The 12,431-nt window shown below is 45.0% G+C and carries 10 protein-coding genes; 5 read left to right on the forward strand and 5 right to left on the reverse strand.

Annotated elements, in window-relative coordinates:
• The first annotated feature begins 50 nt into the window (after positions 1-50).
• The gene (locus tag GYK50_RS01200) at positions 51-350 is read left to right on the forward strand and encodes an integration host factor subunit alpha (protein WP_186474946.1); all 300 of its coding nucleotides are present in this window, start codon (positions 51-53) and stop codon (positions 348-350) included.
• A gap of 237 nt (positions 351-587) precedes the next feature.
• On the opposite strand, the gene GYK50_RS01205 is transcribed toward GYK50_RS01200, so the two are convergent.
• Positions 588-965, reverse strand: a complete 378-nt coding sequence (locus tag GYK50_RS01205; RefSeq protein ID WP_075106425.1) for a hypothetical protein — start codon at positions 963-965, stop codon at positions 588-590.
• Positions 966-1,510: 545 nt separating this feature from the next.
• On the opposite strand from GYK50_RS01205, the gene ypfJ reads away from it, so the two are divergent.
• On the forward strand, positions 1,511-2,401 hold the full coding sequence (ypfJ, locus tag GYK50_RS01210) for a KPN_02809 family neutral zinc metallopeptidase (protein ID WP_071002832.1): 891 nt from the start codon (positions 1,511-1,513) through the stop codon (positions 2,399-2,401).
• A gap of 161 nt (positions 2,402-2,562) precedes the next feature.
• Here ypfJ and GYK50_RS01215 read toward each other — a convergent pair whose 3' ends face one another.
• From GYK50_RS01215 to trxA, 3 genes are all read right to left on the reverse strand, one after another.
• Positions 2,563-2,766 (reverse strand): glycine zipper 2TM domain-containing protein, encoded by a 204-nt coding sequence (locus GYK50_RS01215; RefSeq protein ID WP_227517137.1) that lies wholly within the window; start codon positions 2,764-2,766, stop codon positions 2,563-2,565.
• A 343-nt stretch (positions 2,767-3,109) separates the two neighbouring features.
• The gene (gene rho / locus GYK50_RS01220) at positions 3,110-4,378 is read right to left on the reverse strand and encodes a transcription termination factor Rho (protein ID WP_058023543.1); all 1,269 of its coding nucleotides are present in this window, start codon (positions 4,376-4,378) and stop codon (positions 3,110-3,112) included.
• 524 nt (positions 4,379-4,902) lie between these two features.
• Positions 4,903-5,229, reverse strand: coding sequence for a thioredoxin (gene trxA / locus GYK50_RS01225; protein ID WP_058023544.1), 327 nt, complete (start codon positions 5,227-5,229; stop codon positions 4,903-4,905).
• A gap of 393 nt (positions 5,230-5,622) precedes the next feature.
• On the opposite strand from trxA, the gene GYK50_RS01230 reads away from it, so the two are divergent.
• Positions 5,623-6,336 (forward strand): RluA family pseudouridine synthase, encoded by a 714-nt coding sequence (locus tag GYK50_RS01230; RefSeq protein ID WP_212564098.1) that lies wholly within the window; start codon positions 5,623-5,625, stop codon positions 6,334-6,336.
• 89 nt (positions 6,337-6,425) lie between these two features.
• Positions 6,426-8,051, forward strand: coding sequence for a flavin-containing monooxygenase (locus GYK50_RS01235; RefSeq protein ID WP_212564099.1), 1,626 nt, complete (start codon positions 6,426-6,428; stop codon positions 8,049-8,051).
• A gap of 21 nt (positions 8,052-8,072) precedes the next feature.
• Here the strand turns inward: GYK50_RS01235 and GYK50_RS01240 are convergent, their stop codons facing one another.
• The gene (locus GYK50_RS01240; RefSeq protein ID WP_186475408.1) at positions 8,073-9,020 is read right to left on the reverse strand and encodes a D-2-hydroxyacid dehydrogenase; all 948 of its coding nucleotides are present in this window, start codon (positions 9,018-9,020) and stop codon (positions 8,073-8,075) included.
• A gap of 418 nt (positions 9,021-9,438) precedes the next feature.
• On the opposite strand from GYK50_RS01240, the gene rapA reads away from it, so the two are divergent.
• Positions 9,439-12,342 (forward strand): RNA polymerase-associated protein RapA, encoded by a 2,904-nt coding sequence (rapA, locus tag GYK50_RS01245; protein WP_212564100.1) that lies wholly within the window; start codon positions 9,439-9,441, stop codon positions 12,340-12,342.
• Positions 12,343-12,431 lie beyond the last annotated feature (89 nt).

A 12,431-nucleotide genomic window follows, 5' to 3' on the forward strand; every position in this document is an offset into this window, starting at 1 on the left:
ACCGCTAAACCATGATATTCGACATCACGACATAGCATAGGAGTCGTACTGTGAGCACCTTAACCAAATCTGACATAATTGAGCACTTAATGAGTCATCTAAATCTGACACGCCAAGAAGGTCGCTGTCTGGTGGAGAACTTTTTTGATGAGCTGTCAGATAGTTTGATTGATGGCAAAGAGGTCAAGCTTTCAGGCTTTGGCAACTTTGAGCTTAAAGACAAAAACAGCCGTCCAGGCCGTAACCCTAAAACAGGAGAGCCTGTCGCCGTATCCGCGCGCCGCGTGGTGACTTTCAAGACAGGACAAAAGTTTCGTCAGAAAGTTGATGAGCGTTTATTTGATACTTAGTGTGTTATTGAGTATGACAGCTTGCTTGTTTTCGCTATAGCCTTGTAAAACTATTGATATATGTTTGCACATGACTGCGATTATGATTCTCTATATCTTACGCTACATGTATCTTGTATAGCCAATAAATACCAAGTATGGTTATAGGTAACTAGCTATCATAAATTGCAGGCATAAAAAAAGAGAGCATAGGCTCTCTTTTTTTTATTACCGTTTATTTATTGTATGAACAATAAATTACTGAGCTGGCTCTTCAACAACAACTTCGTCAGAAGCGTCAACAGCAGCAGTATCAGCAGTAGCAGTATCAGTTTCGCTAGCTACGTCAACGCTAGTAGTAGTGCCGTCTACAGGAACTTCAGCGTCCATTTCGTCAGTAGCAGTTGCCACTTGAGCGTCAGCGATGTCAGCTTCAGCGTCAGCAACAGCAGCGTCAGCATCAGCAGGGATAGCTTCACCGTCAGCAGCGCCTTCAGCTAGCTCTTCTTGTGCGTCTTGCACTTCTTCTTGCGCGTCAGATAGATCTTCAGCAGCGTTTTCTTTGTTGCTGTCACAGGCAGTTAGGCCCATAGTTGCAGTCATGATACCAGCTAGAGCAAGTAATTTAAGTTTCATAAGGTTTTCTCCGGAAAAATGAAATGAGCAGTAGCAGCAACAAAGGACGAATTCCGAGGTTTCTCAGAATTCAATTAGTCTTAGTTACAGCTACTCAGCTTCCACGCATTCTATATGTTTTATATGAAAATGGAAATAGGGTTGTACAATTAAGTAACAATAATATTTAAAATAATATTTTACTTCATCTGTTCGATAGTATTTTTAATACAACAAACCTGATTAATCGACGTATAATCAATGACATCAGACTGTTACGGCACAATATGCAGTCCTACTTTTGGTTGTAATTTAACGTATGTATGGTGTTTAGTTAAGTAAAATTAGAGCCGATTGTCTCGTCTAATGAGGCACAAGTACGCCATTAATATGGGACAAGTAAATATGGGACAAATAAGCCATGATAATTAGCGCTATTTATATTAAGAAAAATTGCTTGTGAGTGAGCAAACCAAAAATCAAATCAACGTATTGAGCGGCATACTGTACAACATGAATAATGAACAATACGAGTGATTATATCTCGTATATTTGAGGAATAAACTATGAAATGGCAAGGCAGACGAGGCAGTTCTAATGTTCGCTCTAGTACGGGCGGCGGCAAAATGATAGGTGGTGGTATTGGCGGTATTATCATCGCAGGCATTTTATGGTTGGTATTTGGGGTAAATCCTATGACTGCGCTGCAAACAGGTCAGGTAATCGCTGGTGGTGGTAGTAATGGAACTTCCAGCGAACCTGCGATAAGTGACGATCGAGATACCCAGTTTGTCAAAGTTGTGCTGGCGGATACTGAAGAGGTCTGGCATCAGATATTTAACGAAGCGGGTAGTACTTATAAAGAGCCCTCGCTAATTCTGTTCAATGGTCAAGTAAATTCGGCTTGCGGTAGTGCCAGCGCGGCGACAGGGCCTTTTTATTGCCCAGGCGATCAAACGGTCTATTTAGACACATCATTTTTTGTGGAGATGCGTCAAAATCTGGGTATCGCAGGGGATCAGCAAGGCTCTGGGACTCAGGAAAACCAAGGTAAAGCGGGGGATTTTGCGCAGGCTTATGTTATCGCACATGAGGTGGGTCATCATGTTCAGACGCTACTAGGTATTAGTCAGCAGGTCAATGAAGCCCGTCGGCAAGTGACCCAAGCACAATCCAATAAGTTGTCAGTGTTACAAGAGCTGCAGGCAGATTGCTTTGCTGGCGTTTGGGCGCAGCGTAACCAAGAGCGTGTACAGTTTTTAGAAGCGGGTGATATTGATGAAGCCATCAATGCGGCTGGTCAAATCGGTGATGATCGATTGGCACAGGCGAGTGGTAGAGCGGTTGCGCCTGATAACTTTACGCATGGTACTAGCCAGCAGCGTGTTGAGTGGTTCACGCGGGGCTTAGAGAGCGGTAATGTACAATCTTGCGATACCTTTAGTGGTGCGCTTTAAAAGTAAGATTATTTTTTGCAACTCCGCCTATGGGTTATCAGTACAACAATAACCACGCAAAAATTTGACATAAAAAAGCCTGCAATCAATTGCAGGCTTTTTTATTATCTTCTATCTGATATGACTCAACGCATTATTAAGAAATATCAGTGTAGAAGTTTTTAGTTGTTATCAAGAATGTAACCACCAGCGCCGCCAATAGCTGCACCAGCCAATGCACCACGAGCGATGTCTTTGCTGTCGCCTTTACTTCTGATAAGTGCGCCAGCTGCGGCACCTGCTGTTGCGCCTTTAGCGGTATTGCTCATACCACCATATGAATTACAACCAGTCATGATGAGTGCTGAGCTCGTAATTGCTGTCATTGCGATCGTCTTAGCAAATTTCACATTATCACCTATTTATTCGTCAAGTTTGAAATATAATACCTTTAAAAAAACAATGTCCATGATATTTTCAAATGTATTCCTACTGTCTGCCATAATAGTGGGTTAGTAGATAGTTAGTCGTAGTAAAAACGCTAAACTTTGCAAACGACATGTAATTGATGTTGCCGCACTGTATCATAAAACGGGTACTTGCTTATATGAGGTACTTAGCGCAAAAATAGGTAGGCGAGTATTTTGGCAATCGGAAATAAAAAAGACCACCGAACGGCAGTCTTTATATCAAGCAAACAATGGCATGCTTGGAAAAAATATGCGTAAATTAGTTCTGTGATTTGCGTTTCATTTGCTCAAAGAACTCGTCATTGGTTTTCGCTTCTTTGAGACGATCTAACAAGAATTCAGTAGCTTGGACGCCATCCATCGGCTGCAGCAGTTTACGTAAAATCCAGACTTTACGTAGTTTATCTTCGTCCAACAAGCGCTCTTCGCGGCGTGTGCCTGATTTTTTGATATTGATTGCAGGGAAGACACGTTTTTCGGCCAAGTCGCGCTCAAGGGTGATTTCTTGGTTGCCCGTCCCTTTGAATTCCTCAAAAATCACGCTGTCCATCTTACTACCAGTATCAATCAGCGCACTGGCAATAATCGTCAAACTGCCACCTTCTTCGACATTACGCGCAGCGCCAAAGAAACGCTTTGGACGCTCAAGCGCATTGGCATCCAAACCACCGGTCAATACTTTGCCTGATGATGGTATAACGGTGTTATAGGCACGTGCCAGACGAGTGATCGAGTCTAATAAAATCACCACATCTTGCTTATGCTCGACCAGACGTTTGGCTTTTTCGATGACCATCTCAGCCACTTGTACGTGACGCTGAGGTGGCTCATCAAAGGTAGAGGCAACGACTTCACCGCGCACGGTACGCTCCATCTCGGTGACTTCCTCTGGACGCTCATCAATCAACAGGACGATTAAGTAGCATTCAGGATTATTGCGAGTGATGGACTGAGCAATAGATTGCAATAACATCGTTTTACCCGCTTTTGGCGGTGCGACAATAATAGAGCGCTGACCTTTACCAATTGGTGCGATCAAATCAATGATACGCCCTGTCAGATCTTCGGTAGTACCATTACCAAGCTCAAGCTTTAGCTGCTCAGTAGGGAATAGCGGTGTTAGGTTCTCAAAAATCAGCTTATGACGTGAGCGATCTGGCGTATCAAAGTTGATTTCACCAACTTTTAGTAACGCAAAATAACGCTCAGAATCTTTTGGTGGGCGAATCGTACCAGCGATACTGTCGCCCGTTTTTAAGCTGAAGCGGCGAATTTGACTAGGGCTGACATAGATGTCATCAGGACCTGCTAGATAAGAGCCTTCTGATGAGCGTAAAAAGCCAAAACCATCAGGGAGCACCTCAAGCACACCGTCACCATAGATGGCTTCACCGTTGCGGGCATGGGTTTTTAAGATAGCAAAGATAATGTCTTGTTTACGGCTACGCGCCATGTTATCAAGACCCATTTCCTTGGCAATAGCCAACAGCTCAGAGATTGATTTTTTCTTTAATTCAGTTAGATTCATAGATAGGTCATTAGCAATTGATCAGATGAGAGATGCCATTAGCAGCACAAGTCACGACAGTGAGTAAAACGACAGTAATATGATGATAGAAGGTATTTGTACAGCGCAATGGCTTATGTAGTGTTGGTATTGCATGTCTGCTTATAGACGCATTGCTATCGCTAGATGCAAGGTCATAAGAATTAGGAATAAAAAAGGCTACATAAGAGTCTGCGTCAAAAACTCAATATCAGTCATTGCGTTTAGTCATTTCGTTTAGCAATGGTGTTTATAATGACGATTGTGTTTTTGTTGATAAACACGAGGAGAATAGCGACAAGATACTAGGAAAACAGATGGTTTTCTCTTGTCAGCAGACTATACGGTCTTCACAATAGCGTTGTCAATAAATTTTGCCAAAAAATTCGTATAATCAAGTTTTTTGCACAAAAAACAAGCAAAAAGCCATTATCGTTATCAGATAATGGCTTTCTTTATCGCTTTAGCTCATTGATTCAAAAAACTTTGAAATGAGAACATTCAACTTATAAATGCTTGTCCAATACTTTGGCCAATTCAGCTTTTGGCTGTAGACCCATCACTGAATCTACTTTTTCGCCGTCTTTGAAGACAAATAAAGTTGGGATGTTGCGGATACCAAAACGGCTCGCTGCTTGTGGGTTGTTATCCACGTCAACTTTAACGATCTTAACTTTACCTTGGTACTCAGTCGCTAAATCTTCTAAAATAGGCGCAATCGCTTTACAAGGACCACACCAAGTTGCCCAAAAATCTACCAATACAGGAAGATCTGATTCTAGAACGTCTTGGTCAAAGTTTGTGTCGGTAGTATTAACAATAAGGTCTGACATAATTTTATCTCTCTTGTTTTATTTATTCTGTCACCACACACCAGCTGTCATATTTATCTAATAATAAGTGGGTCAGTGGTCAAAGAATCGTTTAGAAGTGGTGAAAATGTGCCATTATATTAACATGTTTGCTCAGTCTTGACAGATTTAGGCTGGTTAAATTGTTCAACAATTACGATTAGCACAATAAATCAAAACAGAATGACACAGGTTGGGTTTTCTCTGTTACGTGTGATCATTGCTTTGCTAAAACATACTTTTTGAGCACTTTTAGCCGTCTGTTTTTACATTGAATCATCCCACTTTTACTCTCAATAAATAGGGCGCTACTGTGCCAAAATAACAGCCGCCAAAGCCCCATATTACGTTTAATTTATATAAGTAGTTAAGTTTATGCCTTTTACTGATGAAGAAGTCGACGCTCTCAACGCGCAAGAAAATGCCTATCCACTTGAGTTTTTCAAACAATTTGCGCAAAAGATTACGGTGTACGAAGATGATGATATTTGGGTAGTGGATAAACCGGCAGGGCTGTTAAGTGTCGATGGCAAGACTCTCAAGGTAAGCCTGCTTGCTCGGCTTGAGCGTGCCAATCCAGCGGTAAAACTGATTCATCGACTGGATATGGACACGTCAGGTCTGATTATTTTTGCAAAAAATGCCACCGCCCAAACCAATATCAGTAAACAGTTTATTGAACGCTTACCGCAGAAAAAATACCAAGCACGAGTTTTTGGGGAATGGGAGCAGGTGGGCGCAGCGGGTGAGATATCGGTGCCAGTACGCTATGAGCCGACGACCAAGCCGCGTCATATCGTTGATCATGACTGGTCAAAGCATGCTTTAACACTGTATGAAGTCATAGCGCACGAAATGTGTGATGGTCAACCAGTTACCCGAGTGATGCTAAAACCAGTGACAGGTCGCAGCCATCAACTACGCGTGCATATGGTGCATGCAGGTCATGTGATGATTGGTGATCCGATATATGCTGAAGGCGCGGCACTCAAGATTGCGCCAAGGCTAAATCTACATGCGCAGCAATTGCGCTTAAAGCATCCAGTATTGGGTGCTTGGATGGACTGGGAAAGTCCATGCCCATTTTGATGCATTAGCTGCCTGAATATGAAGTCGAAGCGCGCGATTAATAGAAGCACTAAGGTTATCGCTGATCATGTAAACACAAGGATGAGAATATGCTTGATATCGCTACTACCAAACAGGCGATTAAAAGTCGCCTCGCACGTAGACAGTCGCAAAGGGGTAAGCCTGCTGATTATGAAGTGCTGATTATTGGTGCGGGCATTGCGGGTATCGGTATGGCCTGCCGCTTACAGCAACTAGCGCATAAAAATCTATTTGGTCATAAAGGTGCAAAAAAACAAAGGCAGAACAAATCAGTTAACAACAAAAGAGGCTCGCAGCGCTTTGCCATATTAGAAAAACGTGCTGATTTGGGCGGCACGTGGGATTTATTTACCTATCCTGGTATCCGCTCTGATTCTGATGCCTTAACCTTTGGCTATAACTTTAGACCGTGGCTAGATTATAGAATGCTGGCAGCAGGTGGCGATATTAAGCGTTATATCGCTGATACGGCGCGCGAGTTTGGTATTACGGAGCATATTCGTTACGAGCATGAAGTTCAGCAAATATCATGGTCGAGTATGGATAAGTTATGGACAGCAACCATAAAAAACCATACCAGCGGAGAAGTGTTCGTTAAGACGGCAAAGTTCGTGGTCGGTGCTACGGGCTACTACGACTATAAGCAAGGCTATCGTCCTTATTTTGCGGGAGAAGAAGATTTCCGCGGTCGTATTGTCCATCCGCAGCATTGGGGTAATTTAGATTATAATGACAAAAAAGTGGTCATTATTGGCAGCGGTGCCACTGCAATGACGCTATTGCCGGCACTGGTAGATGAAAGCAGCGAGCAGTGTGCGCGTCATGTCACGATGCTACAGCGGACACCCACTTATGTGGCAAGCGTACCGGGCGATGATCATGCTATCGACTGGCTATCAGGCAAGTTTTCACCTTTATCAAAAGAGCAGGCTTATACGGTACTGCGAGCGCGCAACGTGTTGCGGCAGCAAGGGCTGTATAAATTAGCCACTCACGCGCCCAAGCTGATGAAAGCTGTGCTAAAAAGCGGCGTGACAAAAGAGTTAAAAGGTAGCGGCATTGATGTCGAGCACTTTATGCCCGATTACAATCCGTGGGATCAACGCGTATGCGCTGTGCCAGACAGTGACTTATTTAAGTCTTTGCACGGTAAACGTGCAGCAGTGGTCACCGATCAGATCGACCACTTCACTGAAACCGGTATTATGCTGCAATCAGGCGAGCATCTTGAGGCTAATATCATCGTCACAGCAACCGGATTGAAGCTGCAAATGCTAGGCGGAGCAGCGGTATATATCGACGGGCAGGCCATTGATATCGGTACGCGCATGACGTATAAGGCAGTCATGATCGAAGGCGTGCCTAACATGGCGGCCTTATTTGGCTATACCAATGCCTCATGGACGCTAAAGATTGATCTGGCGTGTCGATATGTGGTGCGGCTGTTGAGTTATATGCACAAAAACCGCTACCAAGTCGCGCTGCCACAGGCACAGGCGGCGAATGCTACCGCCTACGCCCAAGCAGATACGGTGATGGGCTCGCTATCGTCTGGATATGTCAGGCGTGCCCAAGACAGACTGCCGAAGCAAGGCGATCGCTACCCGTGGTACGTGACCAACAACTATCTTAGCGACCGTGTGATGCTCAAATACCGCAAAATAAAAGACGACTGGTTGCGGTTCAGTCGTTAGGTTTTAATTGATCGATAGTCGCTATTGATGCTGATTATCGATAAAGTCAGCAACTTGTTTGCTTAATATCTGCCACAAGGTCTCTTGGGCGCTTTTGCTGCCCCAAGCATTGTGCGGGCTAAATATGACGCGTGGATGGTCGCTGAGACTGAGTAATGGGTCATCGTTCGCGATGGGCTCTTGTGCAAATACATCACTGGCATAACCGATGATTTGCTCATTGTTAATCGCATCAGTCAATGCTTGGCTATCAACGACGCCGCCACGAGCGACATTGACGATGAGCGGTTGTTTGCTCATTTTTGCCAAGGTATCTTTATTAATGAGGTGTTCGGTTTGTTCAGTCAATGGACAATGCAAACTGAGGACATCTGCACGAGCTAATACCTCATCAAATGCCGTATAATCGTCGTTGCGCGGCGTGCGTCCTTGATGCTCCGCCCATAGAACTGTCATACCAAATGCACGCGCGATTTCGGTTACGCGCTTGCCAATGGTGCCAATACCAATGATGCCTAGCGTCTTGTCTTCCAAATCTATCAGCGGAATATCCAGCAGACAAAAATTCCCGTTTGCTAGCCATGTGCCATCAGCGACTTTTTGATGGTAATGAATACCGGCACGCATCGCAGTCAGCATGAGCATAAAGGTATGCTCAGGCACGCTTTTTACCGCATATCCCGCCACATTATAAAGTGCTACGCCATGTTTATCGCAAGCCTCATGATCGACGTTATTCATGCCAGTGGCGGTCAGTTGAATCAATTTTAGCTTGGGTAGGCCAGCGATCACCTCTGCGCCAATTTGCACTTTATTGGTGATGATGATATCGGCATCTTTACAGCGCTCAATAATGAGGTCCGTGTCTTTTGGCGTATCGTTATAAGTGACGTAATCGCTTATGCCTGCTGGTGCAGGTAAGTCAATACCATCAGAAAAAGTGCCTTTATCCAAAAAAACGGCTTGCATCATGATTCCTTATTTATTGTTGTCCTATAGATAGAAATAGTTGTCAAATGAATCGTTATGGGCTTAATGTAGCACGTTGGAGTTTTTAGTCAAAAACGAATCCATTAAATATTGGCTAAGTGGTGATAAGCGTTTAAAAACAAAGTAATTTATATCATGAGCGGATTTACTGAGCATGATTGGGCCCAAAGACCTTATAAAGTCATGGGTATCATAAGCCGCCTCTTGAAAATTGAACTTAACGCACTCATCTAGCCGCTAACGTTATATAATGGTAAGGCTTGGCTATTGGTTTCACTAAGATTATGACACTGCGTTTGCATCTATTGATGATTTGCCTCATTTTTAACCTGACTGCTATCGCAAGCCACCATTGCTATCTAATTTTTAATTATCTGAGTACAAAAGACATCGCCTTATGACTATCTCTATTGCTTCATTGCACAGTACTGAATTCGCCGTTGGCCAACGTTATTTATCTGATACGGAGTCTGAGCTTGGCTTAGGTGTGGTGATCGACGTCGATGATCGATGTGTGCATATTTTATTTCCACAAAGTGAAGAGACGCGCGTCTACGCAAAAAACTCTGCGCCACTATCGCGTGTGGTGTTTAAGGTTGGCGATACGATCTATGACCAAGATGGCAAAAGCTATACAGTCAATGCTGTCGATGAAGTCATGGGTGTGCTCAAATATGGCGTCGATGAACACGAGGGCGGCCCTGCTTCTAAAGGAATAATGGAGACGCGCCTTGCTGCCAATATCACGCTAGCCAAGCCACTTGAGCGCTTGCTCGCTGGTCGTATCGAGCGCGGCGATTGGTACGAGCTGCGCCAAGATATCTTACGTATGCAATCAGCGTTGGCAGGCCATCCACTCAAAGGGTTGATGGGTGCGCGTGTTGATATCATCGAGCATCAGCTCTATATCGCACACGAAGTCGGTAAGCGTATCGCGCCGCGTGTCCTGCTCGCTGATGAAGTGGGCCTTGGTAAAACCATCGAAGCGGGCATGATTATCCATCAGCAGCTACTAACGGGTAAAGCTGAGCGTGTTTTAATTTTGGTGCCAGACAGCTTGCAATATCAATGGATGATTGAGCTGCGTCGTCGTTTTAATCTGAATTTTGCATTGTTTGATTTGGTGCGCACTGCTGCGATCAAAGAACATGATCCTGAGCAAAATGTCTTTGCCACTGAGCAGTGCATCATCGCCGGTATGGACTTGTTGATTGACCATCCTGATTTGTATGATCAAGCGATGGAGGCAGGATTTGATCTATTGGTCGTGGACGAAGCGCATCATCTGCATTGGGATGAGGCGCAAGGCGGCAATGATAAATATGATCTGGTGGCAGACTTTGCAGAAGAGACGCCAGGCGTGATGTTATTGACGGCAACGCCAGAGCAGCTTGGCGCGCAAAGTCATTTTGCCCGTTTGCGTCTGCTTGATCCAGATCGCTTCGATGATCTAGATGAGTTCATTGATGGTCAAGAAGCGTTTGCGGAGACGGCAGCAGTCGCTGGTGTATTAATAGAAGACAAACCGCTCAATAACGGTCAAATCACCGCATTGAGCAATTTATTAGACATCAGGATGGATGAGCTGTCTACGATTAATGAAGACGACAAACTGCGTACCTATGCGCTCAACGAGCTATTAGATCGTCACGGTACTGGTCGTATTTTGTTCCGCAACACGCGCGAGAGTGTCAAAGGGTTCTATGGTCGTAGCAGTCAGCCGCATCCACTGCCGCTCCCTGACGCGTGGAAAGACAGCTATCAAACCAATGGCAAATTGCGTGAGCAGCTATGGGGCGAAGAGAATCAACCAGATGGGGGCTGGCTAGAAGATGACCCACGCGTCTCTTGGTTGGTTGATATCTTACGCGGTGAGCTTAAGCAACAAAAAGTGCTATTAATCGCTCGCAGTGGCGCGACAGTAGAGAGCTTAGAGGCTGTATTGCGTCTGCATGCCGGCATCAAAACCGCTATATTTACTGAGCAGATGACCCTGCTTGAGCGTGACCAAGCAGCAGCATTTTTCGCGGATAGTGAAGGCGCACAAATATTATTGTGCTCAGAGATTGGCTCTGAAGGTCGTAACTTCCAGTTTGCAAGCCAGCTGATACTCTGGGATTTACCAGCCAATCCAGATACTTTGGAGCAGCGTATTGGACGTCTAGATCGTATCGGTCAGACACAGCAGATCATGCTGCATGTGCCTTACGTACAGGGCACGGCGCAAGAGCGTCTGTATCATTGGTATAACGATGCGCTGAATATGTTTAACCAAATATCACCAACGGCACAAAGCGTGCAAGAGCAGTATATCCAAGAGCTCAAGCCTGTACTTGAAGGCGCGGATACTGCGGATAACAATGCTATCTTACAAGACATCATTGATGAGGCGCTACAGACGCGTTTGGGCCTAGAGGCGCAGCTACAAGCGGGCCGTGATCGTCTGCTAGAGTACAACTCGTGTCGTCCGCGTGTTGCTGGACGTATTGCGGATGCCATGCGTGACTTTGATGGCAATAATTTGTTGCCGCATTTCATTGAGCGCTTCTTTGCCTCTGCCAATATCGACCATAATATCCAGCGTGATGGCTCGTGGGTCATCGCACCGATTGATAGCACTGAGATCAGCGACTATATCGATGGCTTGCCGCTTGGTGATGAAGATGGTATGACGTTGACTTTTGAGCGTGAGCAAGCGCTTCAGCGTGAAGATATCGATTTTATCACGCACGAGCATCCATTGATGCGCGCTATCTATGAGCTGGCCAGTACCAGCACCTTTGGGAATACGACAGTGGCTATGCTAAAAAGCGCCGCTGTGCCGCAGGGGATGGTATTGTTAGAAGTAAACTTCCGTGTCGAAGCCATCGCCCCAAAAGTGCTCAATCTGCCAGCGACCTTGACCACGCAAAATATCCGTGTCTTTATTAGTGAGCAGGGTAGTGACTTGTCGGCTCGTATCAGTGCTGATATGATCATGCCGCATGTGGAACGCTTGGACAAAAACCGTGCTCGTCAAGTGATCAAAGTGCGCGGCGATGTGATCGAGCAGCGTTATTACGAGGCTGAAGACATCGCACGTAAGCAAATCGCGGAGATTGGTGAACAAGCAAGTGCGCGCTTTAGTCAGCAGTGGTCACGTGAGATCAAACGTCTCAAGCATCTGCAAACCATCAATCCAAATGTACGCCCCGAAGAGATTGAGCGCCTAGAGCAGCTCAAAGCCCAAGGGGAGCAAGCGCTTGGTAACTTATCGCTAGTGCCGGACTCTATTCGCGTACTGGTAGCAGTAAAGCCATAAACTTTTAGATGATAGTCAAAAACGAGATGTTGTTAGACATCTCGTTTTTTTATGAATGAGATTGCTTGGACGAGTAAAGTAGATGCGAT

This window comes from Psychrobacter pacificensis (assembly GCF_018336615.1).
Taxonomy (GTDB): domain Bacteria; phylum Pseudomonadota; class Gammaproteobacteria; order Pseudomonadales; family Moraxellaceae; genus Psychrobacter; species Psychrobacter pacificensis.

Excerpts from the sequence above, each read along its gene's own strand:
- GYK50_RS01205 (WP_075106425.1), bottom strand. The coding sequence starts at position 965 with ATGAAACTTAAATTACTTGCTCTAGCTGGTATCATGACTGCAACTATG.
- ypfJ (WP_071002832.1), top strand. The coding sequence starts at position 1,511 with ATGAAATGGCAAGGCAGACGAGGCAGTTCTAATGTTCGCTCTAGTACG.
- GYK50_RS01215 (WP_227517137.1), bottom strand. The coding sequence starts at position 2,766 with ATGACAGCAATTACGAGCTCAGCACTCATCATGACTGGTTGTAATTCA.
- rho (WP_058023543.1), bottom strand. The coding sequence starts at position 4,378 with ATGAATCTAACTGAATTAAAGAAAAAATCAATCTCTGAGCTGTTGGCT.
- trxA (WP_058023544.1), bottom strand. The coding sequence starts at position 5,229 with ATGTCAGACCTTATTGTTAATACTACCGACACAAACTTTGACCAAGAC.
- GYK50_RS01230 (WP_212564098.1), top strand. The coding sequence starts at position 5,623 with ATGCCTTTTACTGATGAAGAAGTCGACGCTCTCAACGCGCAAGAAAAT.
- GYK50_RS01235 (WP_212564099.1), top strand. The coding sequence starts at position 6,426 with ATGCTTGATATCGCTACTACCAAACAGGCGATTAAAAGTCGCCTCGCA.
- GYK50_RS01240 (WP_186475408.1), bottom strand. The coding sequence starts at position 9,020 with ATGCAAGCCGTTTTTTTGGATAAAGGCACTTTTTCTGATGGTATTGAC.
- rapA (WP_212564100.1), top strand. The coding sequence starts at position 9,439 with ATGACTATCTCTATTGCTTCATTGCACAGTACTGAATTCGCCGTTGGC.